We start from the raw sequence: 16199 nt of genomic DNA on the forward strand, positions 1-16199 counted from the left end.
CCGACGCCGTCGAGGCCGCGCGCCAGGCGCAGGCCCGGGCCGTGCAGGCCGAGGGCCGGGCGGTCCAGCTGCGCGAGACGCGGACGGCGGCCGTCGGTGCCGCCGACGAGGAGCGCCGCCGCATCGAGCGCGACCTGCACGACGGTGCCCAGCAGCGCCTGGTCGCGCTCGGCGTCGAGCTGGGCGCCGCGCGGCGCAAGGTCTCGAGCGACCCGGTGGCGGCCGCGGCCCTGGAGCACGCGCACAGCGAGGTCAAGGAGACGCTGGCGGAGCTGCGCGACCTGGTCCGCGGCATCCACCCGGCCGTCCTCACGGATCGCGGCCTCGATGCGGCCCTCTCGGCGCTCGCCGCCCGCAGCCCCGTCCCGGTCCGCGTCGAGGTCCCCGACCCGCCCTCCCTGAGCCGCGCGAGCACCTCCGCGCAGGCCGCGGCGTACTTCGTCGTCGCCGAGGCGCTCACCAACGCRGCCAAGCACGCCGAGGCGCACCAGGTGGTGGTCACGGTCACCGCCGACGGCATGCTCCGCCTCGTCATCGCCGACGACGGGCGCGGGGGAGCGCACGCGACGCCCGGCAGCGGGCTGGACGGCCTGCGCAGCCGCGTCGCCGCCCTGGACGGCACCTTCGACCTGGACAGCCCGGCCGGAGCCGGCACCCGACTCACCGTGGAGGTGCCGTGCGCATCGTGATCGCCGAGGACTCGGTCCTGCTGCTCGACGGCCTGACCAGGCTGCTCGCCGCGGAGGGGCACGAGGTCACCGGCTACACCACCGCCGACGACGTGGTCGCCGCCCTCGGGCCGGCCACGGAGCTGCCGGACATCCTCGTCACCGACGTCCGGATGCCCCCGTCGCACACCGACGAGGGCCTGCGCGCCGCGGTCCACCTGCGCAGCCTGCACCCGAGGCTGCCGGTGCTGGTCCTGTCGCAGTACGTCGAGCAGCGGTACGCCCGGGAGCTGTTCGCCGGTGACGTCCGCGGGCTCGGCTACGTGCTCAAGGACCGCGTGGCCGACGTGGACGAGTTCCTCGACGCCCTCGGCCGCGTGGCCGGCGGCGGCACGGTGATCGACCCCGAGGTCGTCGCCCAGATCCTTGCCCGGGCACGGCGCTCGGGCCTCGAGACCCTCACGCCGCGCGAGCGGGACGTGCTCGGCCTCATGGCGGAGGGCCGCTCCAACGCGGCCATCGCCGACCGCCTCGTCGTCGGCCTCCCGGCCGTCGAGAAGCACGTGACGTCCATCCTCACCAAGCTCGACCTCCCGCAGGCCGCCGACGACCACCGCCGCGTGCTCGCCGTCCTGCGCTGGCTGGAGCACGAACCAGGAGACCGCTCATGACCACGACCCTCGAGCGCCCGCCGGTCACCTCGCCGCCCGCGCGCACCCCTGCTGCCCGCGCCCTGACCTGGGTCGGCGCCATCATCGGCGGCGTCCTCGTCCTCTCGGCCGGCTACAGCGCCGTCAACCTTCTCGTGCTCGGGTCCGGCGACGCGACGACCGTCGTCGGCACCGCCTCCTACCCGGCCGCGCCGGTGGTCGAGCTGGTCGCCGACGGCCACGTCACCGTGACCACCGGCGGCGACCGCGTCGAGGTCGAGCGCACCAGGCGCACGACGCTGACGCCCGCCCGCTACGACGCGGCCCGGGCCGGCGACCGCCTCACCGTCAGCTACCGGTGCGAGTCGTGGCGGCCGGGGTTCTGCTCCGCGTCGCTCGACGTGACGGTCCCCGACGGCACCGCCGTGGTGGTCCGTGCCAGCGACGGCGCGGTCGACGCGTCGGCCCTGCGCGGTCCGCTCGACGTCCGCGTCAGCGACGGGGACTCGAGGATCTCCGACGTCGACGGCGACGTCACCGTTCGCGCCAACGACGGCACCGTCGACGTGGACACGGTCCGCGGCTCGCTCACGGTGAGCTCCGCCGACGGCGGCGTGACGGTCTCGGGCGTGTCGGGCTCGGTCGTCGCGCGCTCGAGCGACGGGCGGGTCGAGATCTCGGACGTCCAGGGCGACGTCGACGCGCACGCCAGCGACGGGGACGCGACCGTGTACGGCACGGGGGAGCCGGTCGCGCTGGACATCTCCGCCTCGGACGGCCGCGAGATCATCGAAGGACCGACCGACCCCGCCGCGTCGACGCACGTGCGCATCCGCACCAGCGACGGAGACGCTGCGTTCCTGGCGCCGCGCGGCTGACCGACCGCACGAGAAAGGCCCCTGATCAGCAGATCTGCTGATCAGGGGCCCTTCTCGTCTGTCGGGGTGGCGGGATTCGAACCCACGACCTCTTCGTCCCGAACGAAGCGCGCTACCAAGCTGCGCCACACCCCGTGGAGCCTGGTAAGGATAGCCGACGACTACCCGTGCGACGAAACCGGATCAGGCCGCCACGAGCGTGAGGAGCGTCGCTTCCGGCCGGCACGCGAACCGCACCGGCGCGTACGGCGACGTGCCGAGCCCCGCGGACACGTGCATCCACGTCGAGCCCGCGCCGCCCGGCTGGTCCGGACGCGGTCCCGGCCAGCCGTGCAGACCCTTGGCTCGGCGGGTGTCGAGGTCGCAGTTGGTGACGAGCGCCCCCCACAACGGCAGCGCGAGCTGCCCGCCGTGCGTGTGCCCGGCGATCGCCAGGTCGACGTCGTCGGCGTGCATGGCGTCCAGCACTCGGCGGTACGGCGCGTGCGTGACGCCCAGGTGCAGGTCCACCGGCGTCGAGCCCGTGCGGGCGTCGTCGTCCTCGCCCGCCGCCGGGAACCGGTCGCGGTCGAGGTGCGCGTCGTCGGTGCCGACGAGCGACAGCACCCGCCCGTCGACCTTGACGACGTCCCGGCGGTTGGTGAGGTCGATCCAGCCCGCGGACCGGAACCGTGAGGTGAGCTCGCGCCACGGCAGCTCGACCGGCGGCTCCTGGTGGGTCCGACGGGCGTCGGGCAGCAGGTAGCGCGCGGGGTTCTTCGGCGTCGGCGCGATGTAGTCGTTGGAGCCGAGCACGAACGCGCCCGGCACCGCGAGGTGCGGCTCGAGGGCCTCCAGCAGCGCCGGCATCGCGTCGAGGTGCGCCCAGTTGTCACCCGTGTCGACGACGAGGTGCGGGTCCAGCGACGCGAGGTCGCGCACCCAGTCGACCTTCCTGCGCTGGCCGGGCGTCAGGTGCAGGTCGGAGAGGTGCAGGATCCGCAGCGGGTCCTGGCCGGCCGGCAGCACCGGGACGGTGACCTCGCGCAGCGTGTACCAGCGCGCCTCGACCAGCGAGTAGGCGAGCCCAGCCGCGCCGGCGAGCGCGACGGCACCGGCGGCGCGGGCGAGCGTCTGTGCGTTCGAGCGGTCCCCGCCCGTCACGGCTTGCCACGGCCGCGGCCGTCACCGGGTCCACCCTGGCCCGGCCCCGGCTGGGCGCCCTGCGCGGGCTGGTTGGGGTCGACCGGCGGCGGCGGCGCGGCCGGCTGGCCGTTGGACAGCGTGAGCAGGATCGCCGAGCCGCGCGTGGCGGTGCCGGACGGGCTCTGCGACACGACCGTGCCGGCCGGGTAGCCGGAGCCCACCTGGGTGGGGTCGATGCTCACGTTGAACCCGGCGCCCTTCAGCACCGCGCGGGCGTCGCCCTCGGACTTGCCGACGACGGACGGCACCGGGATCTTCTCGCCGAACACCAGCTTGTTGTCCGGGTCCGCGAAGCCGGGGTTCGCCGCGCCGTCGAGCGCCTGCGTCGAGAACCGCTTCCAGGTCGGCGCGGCGATGGTGGAGCCGAAGGTGTACTTGACGTACTTGCCGTTGATCGTCAGCTTCTGGACGGGCGTGAAGCCCTCCTTGTAGCCGACCCACACCGCGGTCGCGAGCAGCGGCGTGTAGCCCACGAACCAGGTCTCCTCGTTGTGGCTCGTGGTGCCCGTCTTGCCGGCGGACGGGAACGGCGGGGCGCCGACGGTCTTGGCGGTGCCGTTCCACACGTTGCTCAGCGCGAAGTTGATCGTGTTGGCGTACTTGGGCTCGATCGCCTGGTGGCAGTTGGCCTGGGGGACCGGGAGCTCGTTGCCGTTGGCGTCCTTGACGCTCGTGATGGCGACCGGGGTGCAGTAGGTGCCACCGGAGGCGAAGGTCGCGAACGCCGCGGCCATCGACAGGGGCGCGACCGAGTCGCTGCCGATGACGTTGGACGGGTTGGTGCCGGGGGTGGACGAGCCGTCGGCGCGAGGCTTCGCCGTGTGCATCCCGAGGTCCTCGGCGCCCTTCATGATGTTGCACATGTCGAGCTGGCTGGCCATCGTCAGGTAGGCCAGGTTGACCGAGTTCTTCGTGGCGTCGAGCACGGTCATCATGCCGGCGCCGCCCTCGGAGTTCCCCACGGGCCAGGGCTTGTTCGGGCCCTTCTGGCCGCACGTGGTGAACATGTTCTCGTTCAGGGTGCGCTCGGTGCCGTTGACCTGCTCATAGAGGCTGTGCCCCTGCTTGAGCCACTCGAGCAGCGTGAAGGGCTTGAACGTCGAGCCGGGCGCGAAGCCGCCGGAGCCGCCGTACGCGCCGTCGGTGTTGAAGTTGACCGACTCCTCACGCGTCCCGGGGGCCGCGGCCGCCGCGTAGATGCGGTTCTGCGCCATCGTGAGGATCTTGCCGGAGCCGGGCTCCACGGTGACGATCGACGTGGCCACGCCGGACGGGTCGTCGACCGGGATGCCGTTCTTGACCTCGGTGTCCGCGAGCGTCTGCAGGCGGGGGTCGAGGGTCGTCGTGATGGTCAGGCCGCCGCGGTAGAGCACCGACTTGCGCTCCGCCGGGGTCGCGCCGAACGCGGGGTCGTTGACGATCACCTTGGTGACGTAGTCGCAGAAGTAGCCGGCGCCGGCGATGACGTCGCCCGCGGCGACGCAGCCCTGCTTCAACGGCGTGACGTGCAGCGTGTCGGCCAGCGGCGTCGCGATCCCGGCGGCGTACTCGTCGGGCGTGATGTAGCCCTGCGCCTTCATGAGCGACAGGACCGTGTTGCGGCGGTCCTGCGACTTGTCAGGGTTGAGCACCGGGTCCCACTTGGACGGGCTCTGCGTGATGCCGGCGATCGTCGCGGCCTCGAGGTAGGTGAGGTCCTTCGCGGGCTTCTGGAAGTAGTACTGGGCCGCCGACTCCGCGCCGTACACCGAGGCGCCGAACTGCGCGATGTTCAGGTACTTCTCGAGGATCTGGTCTTTGGTGAACTTCTTCTCGAGCGAGATGGCGAGCTTGGCCTCACGCAGCTTGCGCGCGACGCCCTCGGCACCGTCGGCCTCGCGCGCCGCGTTGATGGCGGCCAGCCGCTCGGCCTCGGTGTCCTTGGAGAGCGCGGCGTCGATGAGCACGTTCTTGACGTACTGCTGCGTCAGCGTCGAGGCGCCCTGCTGCGGCCCGCTCGTCGTCTGGCCCTTGACGAAGGCGCGGAGCATGCCCTGGGGGTCGACACCGGCGTGCTGGTAGAAGCGCTTGTCCTCGGTCGCGATGACGGCGTGCTGCAGCTGCGGCGAGATCTCGGCCAGCGGCACGACGACACGGTTCTGGTCGTAGAACGTCGCCAGCAGCGAGCCGTCGGCGGCCAGGATCGTCGACTTCTCCGGGAGCGCCTGCTCCTGGAGCTCGGTCGGGAGGTCGTCGAAGGCCGTGACGGTCAGGTCGGTCACGCCGTTGGCGGCGGCGACTCCCGGGAGGACGAGTCCGGCGGCGAGCACCCCACCGACCCCGGCGACGAGCACGAAGGACAGCAGGAGGGCCAACGCCTGGAAGACGTTGACCTGTCGGCCGCGCTGGCGCGCAGGGTTCGGCATGCCGTCAGGGTAGTAGGCGGTCCTGTCCGCACTCGTCCGGATCGGCGGCCGACGCCCCGACCTGCACGGGACCTGCACATGCAGGATCCCGGCTGCCTGCGGTCCTCCCGAGTCGGTCACACGTCCATATGACGATATGACCCGAACGGAGTCTCGCCAGGAGGGTCGTCCGCCCGCTAGTTTCCGGGCAGGACTCGGGTGCGGTTGCCACGGCACGCCCCCCTCGGCGTGTTCAGGAGGATCGGGTGACCGCACTCGTGCAGGACGCGCACTGGACCGCGCTCGCGGCATGCGGCGCGGGCAAGCTGGCGCCCGACGCGCTGTTCGTCGAGGGGGCCGCCCAGCGCGAGGCGCGTGCCGTCTGCACCGCGTGCCCGGTCCGGCTCGCCTGCCTGGCGGACGCCCTCGACAACCGCATGGACTTCGGCGTGTGGGGCGGGATGACCGAGCGGGAGCGTCGGGCGCTCCTGCGCCGGCGCCCCGAGGTCCGGTCCTGGCGTGCGGAGCTGGTCGGCTCCGACCCGGTCGGCGGCCTGTGAGAGCGCTCCGACCGGCCGGGCGCCCCCGCTAGGGTGGCTGCCATGGCAACGACGTGGGAGTACGCGACGATTCCGCTCATCATTCACGCCACCAAGGCGATCCTCGACCAGTGGGGCGCCGACGGGTGGGAGCTCGTGCAGGTGATCCAGGGGCCGGACGCCGGCCTCGTCGCCTACCTCAAGCGGCCCAAGGAGTCCTGATGGGTGCCGCTGCCCGGCTGGCCGAGCTCGGGCTGGAGCTGCCGGAGGTCGCACTGCCGCTCGCGGCGTACGTGCCGGCCGTCCGCTCCGGCGCGTACGTGTACACGTCCGGCCAGCTGCCGTTCGTCGCCGGCGCGCTGCCGGCCACGGGCAAGGTGGGCGTCGGGGAGGGGCTCGTCGCCCCGGAGGACGCCGCCGGGTACGCGCGGATCTCCGCGCTGAACGCTCTCGCCGCGGTCGCCGCCGTCGTCGCGGCCGAGGGCGGCCCGTCGGGTCCGGACGCCCTCGACCGGATCGTGCACGTGACCAAGGTGGTCGGCTTCGTCGCCAGCGACCCTGCCTTCACCGGTCAGCCCGCCGTGGTCAACGGGGCGAGCCTGCTGCTGCACCAGGTCCTCGGGGACGCCGGCGTGCACGCGCGCTCGGCCGTCGGCGTGGCGGTGCTGCCGATGGACTCGCCGGTCGAGGTCGAGATCGTCGTCGAGCTGGGCTGAGCCCGCCGCTCAGCGGGCCCGGCGCTCCAGCCGCTCGACGTCGAGCAGCACGACGGCACGACCCTCGCGGCGGACCCAGCCGCGCGCCGCGAAGTCGGCGAGCGCCTTGTTCACGGTCTCGCGCGAGGCGCCGACGAGCTGCGCGAGCTCCTCCTGCGTCAGGTCGTGCGCCACGCGGATGCCCTCGTCCACGCGCTCGCCGAACCGGGTCGACAGGTCGAGCAGCGCCTTGGCGACGCGGCCGGGGACGTCGGAGAACACCAGGTCCGCGAGCGCCTCGTTGGTGCGCCGCAGCCGGCGGGCGAGCGCCTGGAGCAGGTGCTGCGCCACGGTGGGCTTGTCCTGGAGCCAGCGGATGAGGTCGCCGTGACCGAGCTCGAGCACGACGGCGTCGGCGACGACGGTCGCCGTGGCGGTGCGCGGGCCGGGGTCGAACAGGCTCAGCTCGCCGAACATCTCGCCGGGACCGAGCACGGCGAGCAGGTTCTCGCGTCCGTCGTTGGAGCGTCGGCCGAGCTTGATCTTGCCCTCGCGCACGACGTAGAGCCGGTCACCCGGCTCGCCCTCGTGGAACAGCGCGTCGCCGCGCGCGAAGTCGATCGCCTTCATCGTCGCGACGAGCGCCTCCGACGCTTCCGGGTCCAGACCCGCGAACAGCGGCGCCGACAGCACGATGTCGTCCTCCACTCCGGACACCTCACCTTCCTGGCCGCGCGCTGCCCGGATCGTCCCGGTGGCGGCATCGTTCACGACTGAGCACAGACGGACCGACCGCTGGTCAGCGGCTTGATCCGCCCTCAGTCTGCCCCATGGTGGCCGTCATCCGCGGCCCAGAGGCTCCCGCAGTCCGGCGACGACCACGTCGGGGTCCGCGGCCAGGCGCGCGATGAGGCGGTCCGTGGCGCGGGTGAGGGCCGCCTCGACCCCGGCGGCGTAGGTGGAGAGCTGGTCGTCGAGGGCGCGCAGCTCGTGGAGCCGCACGGCGTCGGCGACGGGTTCGGTGCCGCCGAGCACCGACGCGAGCGCGGCCGGTCGGGGGACCTCGACGCCGACCTCGAGCGGCAGGTGGAACGCCACGCCCTCGCCGAGGGTCTGCGGGCGCGCCGCCTGGGCCACCGCCAGGTCGAGGCGGGCGCGCACCAGCCGACGCCACCAGGTCACCCTGGCGTGCTCGGCGCGCAGCGCACGCCGGTCGAGTCGAAGATCGCTGACCCGCTGGTCGACGGGTGGCGCCATGGGCCGGTCCTCCTCAGCCGGGCGCCTCGTCCGGGCGCCATGTCTCGTTTCGGCCCGGTACGGCCCCACCTTGAGCGGGGATACCTGTGTGCGCCACGGGATCACTCCAAGGGAGCAACGCCGCAGGTCACAGGCGACTCGAACGGGTGTGGGCGGCGCGACGTACGCTGCCGCTGTGACTGACCCCGCCGTTGCATCCCCGCTCGCCGTCGAGTCCGACCTCGCCCGCACGCGGCGCGCCCGCCGCATCGACCGCGCCCTCGCGGTCCGGTACCCCGACGCCCGCTGCGAGCTCGACTTCACCTCGCCGTTCGAGCTGCTGGTGGCCACCGTGCTCTCCGCGCAGACCACGGACGTGCGCGTGAACCTCACCACGCCGGTCCTCTTCGCCCGCTACCCGGACGCGGCGGCCCTCGCGGCCGCCAACCCCGAGGAGCTGGAGGAGATCCTGCGGCCGACGGGGTTCTTCCGCGCCAAGGCCAAGGCCGTCATGGGCCTGTCCCGGGAGCTGGTCGAKCGGTTCGGCGGCGAGGTGCCCGGACGCCTGGTGGACCTGGTGACGTTGCCGGGCGTCGGGCGCAAGACGGCCAACGTGGTGCTCGGCAACGCGTTCGGCGTCCCCGGGATCACCACCGACACGCACGTGATGCGGCTGTCGAAGCGGCTGGGCTACACCGCGAGCGACGACCCGATCGTGGTGGAGAAGGAGCTCGACGCGCTGCTCCCCCGCAAGGACTGGACCATGGCGTCGCACCGGCTGATCTTCCACGGACGGCGCACCTGCTTCGCGCGCAAGCCGGCGTGCGGGGCGTGCCCGGTCGCGTCGATGTGCCCGTCGGCCGGCATCGGCGAGGTCGATCCCGTGCGCGCGCTCGCGATGCTCAAGGGCTAGACCGGCGCGACCGTCCGCAGCCAGGTCAGGAGCAGGTCCGTGACGCGCTCCGGCGCCTCCTCGGCGAGGTAGTGGCCGGCCGACGGCAGCAGCTCGAACTGGTACTGCGGCCCGACCAGCGCGGCGGTGTCCCGGGAGAGCGCCGCGCGCGTCGGCGGTCGCAGTCCGTCCCGGCCGCCGTGCAGCTGGAGCACGGGCAGGGGTCGGGTCTGCTCGAGGGCGCCGTGGTAGCGGCGGCCGTCCAGGCGCGGCATCGAGCGCACCAGCCAGCGCAGCTGCTCCATCTGGCTGTGCGCGGCGAAGGGGACGTTGGCCGCGGCGCGGTAGGTGCGTTCGGCCTCGGCATCGAGCCACCCCGGCGTGCCGCCCCACTCGCGCAGCAGCCGGGCGACCAGGTCGCCCCCCATGAGTGCGCGCTCCGGGAACGACGGCAGCTGCACGAAGGCCAGCCGCCGGACGGCCGAGGCCCGCACGGCGGCGCGCGGGTGCCCGCGGGTGTCCAGCGGGTGGGGCGCGGCCAGCGGCGCGATGGCCCGGACGCGGTCGGCGTGCAGCCCAGCCATGGCCCAGGCGATCTCCCCGCCCGTGCCGCTGCCGACGACCACCGCGTCGGGCGCCCCGAGCGACTGGATGACCCCGGCGACGTCGGCCGCGAGCGTCGGCACGTCGTACCCCTGGGGCGGCTTGTCCGAGCCGCCGGTTCCGCGCACGTCCATGGCCGCCACCCGGTAGCCCGCGTCGGCCAGCGGCGGGAGCTGGTGACGCCACGCCCACCAGAACTCCGGGACGCCGTGCAGCAGGACGACCAGCGGGGCGTCGCGGTCGTCCGGTCCGGCGACGGCGACGTGGAACCGGGCCCCGTTCGCGGCCACGAACCGGTGCTCCCAGGGGCCGTCGATGAGGAGCGAGGCGGAGTCGACGGTACTCATCGGGGCGAACCTACCCGGTCTCGTCGGCCCGCAGGGAGGGTGCCGCGGCCTCGCGCGCGTGATGTCGGTCGCGCTGGAACAGCGCTGCGCCGCCCAGCACGGCCGCGACGAGCGACGCGACGAGCACCGAGACGATGACGTGCTCGTCGTGCGCGCTGCCGGCTCCGAAGGCGAGCTCGCCCACCAGCAGGGACACGGTGAACCCGATGCCGCCCAGCAGCCCGACGGCGCCGACGTCCGCCCAGCCCAGCCCCGGCGCCAGCGAGGCGCGCGTGAACCGGGCGACGAGGAACGTCGCGCCGAGGATGCCGAGCGGCTTGCCGACGACGAGGCCGAGGGCGACGCCCTGGGCCACGGGGTCGGCGAACGTGGTCTGCAGCGCGCCGGCGGTCAGGGTCACTCCCGCCGCGAACAGGGCGAACACCGGGACCGCGACGCCCGCGGACAGCGGTCGCCACCGGTGCTCCCACCGTTCGGCCAGGGACTCCTCGGGATCGGCCGACAGCCGCAGGGCCGTGCGGGTCGCCGCCGGGGTGGCCGGCACGACGAGCCCGAGCGCCACCCCGGCGATCGTCGCGTGCACGCCCGAGGCGTGCACGGCGGCCCAGGCGACGAGCCCGAGCGGGACCAGCAGCCAGCCGCTGACCCACCCCAGGCGGATGACCAGCGCGAACACGGCCACGGACGCCGCTCCGACGCCCAGCCAGAGTGCGGAGACGCTGTCGGTGTAGACCACGCCGATGACGATGATGGCCAGCAGGTCGTCGACCACCGCGAGGGTCAGCAGGAAGGCGCGCAGGGCGTTGGGCAGGCTGCGCCCGACGATGGCGAGCACCGAGACCGCGAACGCGATGTCGGTCGCGGTGGGCACGGCCCAGCCCCGCGCGACGCCGTCGGCGGCAGTGAGGTTCACCGCCAGGTACAGCAGCGCCGGGACGACCATGCCGCCGACCGCCGCGACGATCGGGACGACCGCCGTGCTGGGCTTCCGCAGCTCTCCGGCGACGATCTCCCGCTTGAGCTCGAGGCCGACGACGAAGAAGAAGATCGCGAGCAGGCCGTCGGTGGCCCACGTGGCCACCGTCAGGTCGAGGTGCAAGGCGGCCGGCCCGAGGACCGTGTCGGACACCTGGGCGTACGACGCGGGGTCGAGGTTCGCCCACAGGAGGGCAGCGACCGTGGCGGCCAGCAGCAGCGCGCCGCCCACGCGCTCCTCGCGCAGGGTGTCGAGCAGGTTGCGCTCGGACCCGGGGGACAGTGCGGCGAACAGGCGGCTGACGGGCGTGGGCACGGGCACCTCCGTGGCAGGGGAGTGGACGCGCCGACCAGGCTTCCCGGCTCACCGCGGCCCAGGCTACCCAGGGTCAGGCGTCGGCGGTCTCGGGGACCTCGTTGCGCCCGTCGACCGCGCCGCGGCGGTCCTTGGGCGGGTCGAAGCGGTAGCCGACGTTGCGCACGGTGCCGATGAGCTGCTCGTGCTCGGGGCCGAGCTTGGCGCGCAGGCGCCGCACGTGGACGTCGACCGTCCGGGTCCCTCCGTAGTAGTCGTAGCCCCAGACCTCCTGCAGCAGCTGCGCGCGAGTGAACACGCGGCCCGGGTGCTGCACGAGGTACTTGAGGAGCTCGAACTCCTTGTACGTGAGGTCGAGCGGCCGACCGCGCAGGCGAGCGGTGTAGCCGCCCGCGTCGATGGTGAGCTCGCCCGACGAGATCTCCTGCGGGGAGTCGTCGTACCCCGCCGTCGCGGCGCGCTCCATGACGAGCCGGAAGCGCGTCTCCACCTCGGCGGGGTTGGCCGTCTCGAGGATGATGTCGTCGGCGCCCCACTCGGCGGTGACGACCGTGAGGCCGCCCTCGGTGAGGACGAGGATCAGGGGGACCGTCAGGCCGGTCGCGCGCAGCAGGCGGCACGTGGTCCGGGCGGTGACCAGGTCGCGCCTGGCGTCGAGCACGACGATGTCCGCGTCCGGTGCGTCCACGAGAGCCGACGGTTCTACGGGGAGCACGCGAACGCGGTGGGACAACAGACCGAGGGCCGGGAGCACCTGGGCGGAGCCCCCGGACGCTGGAGTGAGCAGCAGCAGATCTGCCACCTGGGACCTCCCCGCGTGCGAGTGGGGGCCACGGTACCGCGCGCGTCGGCGAAGTTGCGCCGGGATGTCGACAGGTGGCGTCCCGTCCCTCGCGTGCGCCGGCCGTAACGCGAGGGAAATCGCGCCGAGATGCGACAATCGGCGGCGTGCCCCTCCCCTTCCTGCAGGCCGCTCGCCTGCGCGCGCTCCCGGACCGGTCGTCCGTGACCCCGGTCGCGGGACGGTAGGGGACCCCATGCAGCTGGCTACCCGCGCGGTCGTCACGGCCGCGCTCGCCGCCGCCGTGGCCGTCGCCGGCTACCTCGGCGGCCTCCCGCTGAGCGTCGCCGCCGCGGTCCTCGCCGTCGTCTTCGCGCTCGGCTGGCCCTCACTCGCCGGCCTGCCCTTCGTGGCCGGCTCCGCCACGGTCGTGGCGCTCGGCGGGGTCGGGGCGGTCGCCGTGGTGCACCTGACCGACACGCAGCCCTTCCTGCGCTACCTGCCCGTGGTGTTCGCCGCCGCGATCCTGCTCGCCTTCGTCAGCGAGCTCGTCCGGCGCGACGGTCGCACCCGGCTCGTCGAGTCCGTCTCCGGGACCGTGGCCGGCACGCTCGTGGCGGTCGCCGTGGCCGGGTGGGTCGCGATCGGCAAGACGGCCGGCGGCGAGCCGCTCGTGGTCGTCGGCGCGCTGGCGCTCGCCGTGGGGTCGGCCGTGGTGGCGCTGCACCTGACGCCGTGGATCGGGTCGGTGGTCACCGCCGGTGCGTCCGCGGGTGCCGGCGCCCTCGGCGGCCTGCTGCTGCCGGGGATCGACCCGCTCGCCGGCCTGCTGCTCGGGCTCGCGGTCGGCATCCTCGTCGCCACGCTGCACGCACTGTTCGACCAGCTGCCGTCGCTCGCGCGCCGGTGGCCCTCGCTCGCCGCCGTGACGTTGCCCGTGACCGTGACCGGCATCCTCGTGTACGTCGTCGGACGGGTCCTGGTCGGCTGACCGGCGCTCACACCGCGAGACGGACGTGGTGCAGGCGGCGCGCGGCGTGCGACTCTGCGGCATCGTGCGCACGCTGACCGCCCTCCCGCTCGACGCCCCCGGCGTCGCGCTCGGCTGCGCCCCCGCACTCGGCGCACAGGCCTCGTGTCCGGGCGAGGTCCCCGCCGCCTGACGGTCGGCCCCCTGAGGGCGATCGGCCGGGCGCGCTGCGACCTCGGCCCCGGGTCGGCCCGTGCCGACCGACGCCCCCCGTCTCGTCCCTCCCCAGGAGTCCCCATGAGCACGCCCAGCACGCCCGCCGGCATCGACCCCCGCGGTCCGCGGTTCGGCGCCGCCCTCACCCTCGTCCTGCTGATCGTCGTCCTGCTGCTCGGCACGACGCCCGCGGCCTACGCCGTGCTCGCCGTGGTCGTCGCGAGCTTCGCCCTCGGCGCGTTCGGCGGCGTCGGTCGCACCTGGCAGGCGTGGGTGTTCCGGACGGTCGTCCGCCCGCGCCTGGATCCCCCTGCCGAGCTCGAGGACCCGCGCCCGCCCACGTTCGCGCAGCTGGTCGGCCTGATCATCACCGGGGCGGGACTCGTGCTCGGGCTCGCCGGGGTGAGCGCGGCGGTCCCGGTCGCCGCGGCGCTCGCGCTGGTCGCGGCGTTCCTCAACGCGGTGTTCGGCCTGTGCCTCGGCTGCGAGCTGTACCTGCTGGGGCTGCGGCTGCGGTCGAGCCGCACCGCCTAGTAGACGAGCGCCTGGGCCCGCTCCGCCAGGGACTCCTCGACGAACACCGCCGCGCCGGCGATCCGCACGCCCGGCAGCACCTGCTCGGGGGTGATGCCGCGGCGGGCCGCGCACTGCGTGCACACGGTCACGCGGCCGCCTTCGAGCACCATCGCCAGCAGCTCGGCCACCGGCGTCGCGTGCTCGAGGACGAGGTCGTCGGCGCGCCCGGGCAGGGCGAACCACGCCGACTCGCCCGTGAGCCACAGGCTGACGTCGGCCCCCGCGGCGACGGCGGCGGCGGCGACCGTGAACGCCTGGTTGGTGGCCTCGGGGCGGTCGGTCCCGGACGTGGTCTTGATCACGAGGGGGCGCGGCGTGAGGGTCATCGGAACAGGCTAGGGGTGTCCGCTCGTTAGGATCGTCGACATGACTGGGCTCGAGCTCTTCTACATCGGCCTGCTGGTCGCGGCGACGCTGACGATCGGCTGGTTCGCCTGCTTCGTCGTCTACCGGCTCTTCAAGGGTCAGCGTTGACCTGCTCCGACACCTCGTCCTGACAGGAGGCCCCCGCATGCCGTTCGTCCTGCCTGATCCCGAGGGCCTCGCCCCCGAGGTGTACCCGCTGGCGTGGCTGCTCGGCACGTGGCGCGGCGAGGGGGTCGTGGACTACCCCGGCATCGACGAGGCGACGTTCACGCAGGAGATCGTCATCGCCAGCGACGGCGGACCGTATCTCTCCTACACGTCCACCATCCGGCTCGTCACGGCACCGCCCGACACGGGCGCGCTGGTGGAGGAGCCCTCGGCGCCGGTCTGGCAGACGGAGTCCGGGTACTGGCGGATCCCGCCCGAGCGCCCCACCGACTGGGGGCTCACGCCCGACCAGCACCCCGTCGAGCTGCTGGTGGCCGACCCGTCCGGTCACGTCGCGCTGTACATCGGCGCCGTGGGCAAGGGCCGGATCGACCTGGTCAGCGACGCGATCGTGCGTGCGGCCTCCGGCGCCGAGGTCAGCGCCGGCAAGCGCCTCTACGGCCTGGTGAACGGCGAGCTCATGTGGGCCCACGACATCGCCGCGTTCGGCCACCCGATGCAGTCCTACGCCTCCGGCCGCCTCTCGCGGGTCGAGGCCCTCACCGACGACGAGGCCTGATGACCACCGACACGCCACCCGTCGAGGCCCCCGCGGGGCACGGCGAACCCCCGCGGCACAGCAGCCCGCTGCTCGCCCGGCACGGCGCGGTCCGCGCCTCGGGACCTGACGACGGGGTGGCGTGGCACTACGGCGACCCGACGGCCGAGCAGCGCGCACTCTCGCGCGGCGGCGCCGTGGTCGACCAGTCGAACCTGGGCGTCGTCACGGTCACCGGCCCCGACCGGCTGACCTGGCTGAACTCGATCACCTCGCAGGAGCTGACCACCCTCGCGCCGCGCACATCGACGGAGCTGCTGGTGCTCAGCCCGCAGGGGCACGTCGAGCACGCGGCCGGCGTGGTCGACGACGGCGAGACCACGTGGCTGCTCACCGAGACGCCGATCGCGCTCGCGGCCTGGCTGAACCGCATGAAGTTCATGCTGCGCGTCGAGATCGCCGACGCCACCGACGACTGGGCGGCCATCGGCGAGCCGGTCGACGCCGAGGGCACCCCCGACGAGCCCGTCACGTGGCGCGACCCGTGGCCCACCACGGCCGTGGGCGGCACGCGGTACGGACCGGCCGACGACGAGCACCCCGGCGCCGACCGCGCCTGGCGGCTCGTGCTGGTGCCGCGCGAGCGCCTGGTCGAGGAGGTGCGCGCGCGGGAGGCCGCCGGCTGGCCGCTCGTCGGCACCTGGGCCAGCGAGGCCGCGCGCGTCGAGGCGTGGCGCCCCCGCGCGTCGCACGAGGTCGACCACCGGACCATCCCGCACGAGCTCGACTGGCTGCGCACGGCGGTGCACCTGCAGAAGGGGTGCTACCGCGGGCAGGAGACCGTCGCCCGGGTGCACAACCTCGGCCGCCCGCCGCGCCGGCTCGTCCTGCTGCACCTCGACGGGTCGGGGCACCTGCTGCCCGAGCCCGGCGCCGCGGTGCACGACGTGGTGCGGACGGACGGCTCGCAGGAGCCCGGCCGGGTGGTGGGGCACGTGACCACGGTCGCCCGGCACCACGAGCTGGGACCCGTGGCGCTCGCGGTGGTCAAGCGCTCGACGCCGTCCGACGTCGAGCTCGTGGTCGACAGCGAGGGCGGCGCCGTCGCGGCGGGCCAGGAGCAGATCGTGCCCGGGGACGGCGTGTCCGTGGACCGGCCGGCCGCTCGCGGACCTCTGACCCGCGGCCTGGGGCAGCACCCGATGCTGTGAGGGTC

General features: G+C 74.1%; 19 protein-coding genes and 1 tRNA gene. 11 read left to right on the forward strand and 9 right to left on the reverse strand.

Features of this window, described 5'->3' with window-relative positions; all coding sequences use genetic code 11:
* The 3 genes from AC1DQC_RS07205 to AC1DQC_RS07215 all read left to right on the forward strand — a co-directional run.
* The coding region (locus AC1DQC_RS07205; RefSeq protein ID WP_477050540.1) for a sensor histidine kinase at nucleotides 1-689 on the forward strand (689 nt) is incomplete at its 5' end.
* A complete protein-coding gene (locus AC1DQC_RS07210; RefSeq protein ID WP_477050541.1) occupies nucleotides 677-1339 on the forward strand; it encodes a response regulator in 663 nt (220 codons plus the stop codon). The genes AC1DQC_RS07205 and AC1DQC_RS07210, both read left to right, overlap by 13 nt.
* Complete coding sequence (locus AC1DQC_RS07215) at nucleotides 1336-2196, forward strand: DUF4097 family beta strand repeat-containing protein (protein ID WP_477050542.1); 861 nt, start codon at nucleotides 1336-1338, stop codon at nucleotides 2194-2196. Before AC1DQC_RS07210 ends, AC1DQC_RS07215 begins: the two co-directional genes overlap by 4 nt.
* Nucleotides 2197-2257: 61 nt before the next feature.
* On the opposite strand, the gene AC1DQC_RS07220 is transcribed toward AC1DQC_RS07215, so the two are convergent.
* The 3 genes from AC1DQC_RS07220 to AC1DQC_RS07230 all read right to left on the reverse strand — a co-directional run bounded on the left by AC1DQC_RS07220 (nucleotide 2258) and on the right by AC1DQC_RS07230 (nucleotide 5786).
* Nucleotides 2258-2331: transfer RNA gene (locus AC1DQC_RS07220), tRNA-Pro, on the reverse strand.
* Between the two features lie 48 nt (nucleotides 2332-2379).
* Nucleotides 2380-3339 carry a metallophosphoesterase gene (locus tag AC1DQC_RS07225; RefSeq protein WP_477050543.1) on the reverse strand — a complete coding sequence of 320 codons (960 nt, stop codon included), beginning with the start codon at nucleotides 3337-3339 and terminating at the stop codon, nucleotides 2380-2382.
* Entirely contained in the window at nucleotides 3336-5786 is a 2451-nt protein-coding gene (locus tag AC1DQC_RS07230; RefSeq protein WP_477050544.1) for a transglycosylase domain-containing protein, read from the reverse strand. The genes AC1DQC_RS07225 and AC1DQC_RS07230 overlap by 4 nt, the downstream gene beginning before the upstream one ends.
* 245 nt (nucleotides 5787-6031) lie before the next feature.
* Between AC1DQC_RS07230 and AC1DQC_RS07235 the strand changes: the two genes are divergently transcribed.
* From AC1DQC_RS07235 to AC1DQC_RS07245, 3 genes are read left to right on the forward strand one after another with little or no spacing between them, the layout of a single operon-like run.
* Nucleotides 6032-6325: a WhiB family transcriptional regulator gene (locus AC1DQC_RS07235; protein WP_477050545.1), complete on the forward strand. Its 294-nt coding sequence runs from the start codon at nucleotides 6032-6034 to the stop codon at nucleotides 6323-6325.
* A 42-nt stretch (nucleotides 6326-6367) separates the two neighbouring features.
* Nucleotides 6368-6526 (forward strand): DUF4177 domain-containing protein, encoded by a 159-nt coding sequence (locus tag AC1DQC_RS07240; protein ID WP_146847999.1) that lies wholly within the window; start codon nucleotides 6368-6370, stop codon nucleotides 6524-6526.
* Nucleotides 6526-7020, forward strand: a complete 495-nt coding sequence (locus AC1DQC_RS07245; protein WP_477050546.1) for a RidA family protein — start codon at nucleotides 6526-6528, stop codon at nucleotides 7018-7020. The genes AC1DQC_RS07240 and AC1DQC_RS07245 overlap by 1 nt, the downstream gene beginning before the upstream one ends.
* 9 nt (nucleotides 7021-7029) lie before the next feature.
* Here AC1DQC_RS07245 and AC1DQC_RS07250 read toward each other — a convergent pair whose 3' ends face one another.
* Both AC1DQC_RS07250 and AC1DQC_RS07255 read right to left on the reverse strand, forming a co-directional pair.
* Nucleotides 7030-7707, reverse strand: a complete 678-nt coding sequence (locus tag AC1DQC_RS07250) for a Crp/Fnr family transcriptional regulator (RefSeq protein WP_477050547.1) — start codon at nucleotides 7705-7707, stop codon at nucleotides 7030-7032.
* 132 nt (nucleotides 7708-7839) lie between these two features.
* Nucleotides 7840-8256, reverse strand: a complete 417-nt coding sequence (locus tag AC1DQC_RS07255) for a hypothetical protein (RefSeq protein WP_477050548.1) — start codon at nucleotides 8254-8256, stop codon at nucleotides 7840-7842.
* Nucleotides 8257-8431: 175 nt separating this feature from the next.
* Between AC1DQC_RS07255 and nth the strand changes: the two genes are divergently transcribed.
* Nucleotides 8432-9148, forward strand: a complete 717-nt coding sequence (gene nth / locus AC1DQC_RS07260) for an endonuclease III (RefSeq protein ID WP_477050549.1) — start codon at nucleotides 8432-8434, stop codon at nucleotides 9146-9148.
* Here nth and AC1DQC_RS07265 read toward each other — a convergent pair.
* The 3 genes from AC1DQC_RS07265 to AC1DQC_RS07275 form a co-directional block, all read right to left on the reverse strand.
* Nucleotides 9145-10077 (reverse strand): alpha/beta fold hydrolase, encoded by a 933-nt coding sequence (locus AC1DQC_RS07265; protein WP_477050550.1) that lies wholly within the window; start codon nucleotides 10075-10077, stop codon nucleotides 9145-9147. The two genes, nth and AC1DQC_RS07265, sit on opposite strands and share 4 nt — an antisense overlap.
* A 10-nt stretch (nucleotides 10078-10087) precedes the next feature.
* Entirely contained in the window at nucleotides 10088-11368 is a 1281-nt protein-coding gene (gene nhaA / locus AC1DQC_RS07270; RefSeq protein ID WP_477050551.1) for a Na+/H+ antiporter NhaA, read from the reverse strand.
* Between the two features lie 73 nt (nucleotides 11369-11441).
* On the reverse strand, nucleotides 11442-12170 hold the full coding sequence (locus AC1DQC_RS07275; RefSeq protein ID WP_477050552.1) for a winged helix-turn-helix transcriptional regulator: 729 nt from the start codon (nucleotides 12168-12170) through the stop codon (nucleotides 11442-11444).
* Between the two features lie 235 nt (nucleotides 12171-12405).
* On the opposite strand from AC1DQC_RS07275, the gene AC1DQC_RS07280 reads away from it, so the two are divergent.
* Together AC1DQC_RS07280 and AC1DQC_RS07285 are read left to right on the forward strand one after the other, a co-directional pair.
* Nucleotides 12406-13140 (forward strand): hypothetical protein, encoded by a 735-nt coding sequence (locus AC1DQC_RS07280; RefSeq protein WP_477050553.1) that lies wholly within the window; start codon nucleotides 12406-12408, stop codon nucleotides 13138-13140.
* Nucleotides 13141-13416: 276 nt separating this feature from the next.
* Nucleotides 13417-13869: a DUF4395 domain-containing protein gene (locus AC1DQC_RS07285; protein WP_477050554.1), complete on the forward strand. Its 453-nt coding sequence runs from the start codon at nucleotides 13417-13419 to the stop codon at nucleotides 13867-13869.
* Here AC1DQC_RS07285 and AC1DQC_RS07290 read toward each other — a convergent pair.
* On the reverse strand, nucleotides 13866-14237 hold the full coding sequence (locus AC1DQC_RS07290) for a DsrE family protein (RefSeq protein ID WP_477050555.1): 372 nt from the start codon (nucleotides 14235-14237) through the stop codon (nucleotides 13866-13868). The genes AC1DQC_RS07285 and AC1DQC_RS07290 overlap by 4 nt on opposite strands.
* 185 nt (nucleotides 14238-14422) lie before the next feature.
* Here AC1DQC_RS07290 and AC1DQC_RS07295 point away from each other — a divergent pair, with 185 nt between their 5' ends.
* Both AC1DQC_RS07295 and ygfZ read left to right on the forward strand, forming a co-directional pair.
* On the forward strand, nucleotides 14423-15004 hold the full coding sequence (locus AC1DQC_RS07295) for a heme-binding beta-barrel domain-containing protein (protein WP_477050556.1): 582 nt from the start codon (nucleotides 14423-14425) through the stop codon (nucleotides 15002-15004).
* Entirely contained in the window at nucleotides 15004-16194 is a 1191-nt protein-coding gene (gene ygfZ, locus AC1DQC_RS07300; protein ID WP_477050557.1) for a CAF17-like 4Fe-4S cluster assembly/insertion protein YgfZ, read from the forward strand. Before AC1DQC_RS07295 ends, ygfZ begins: the two co-directional genes overlap by 1 nt.
* The last annotated feature ends 5 nt before the right edge of the window (nucleotides 16195-16199 follow it).

This window comes from Cellulomonas sp. P4_H12 (genome assembly GCF_056400905.1).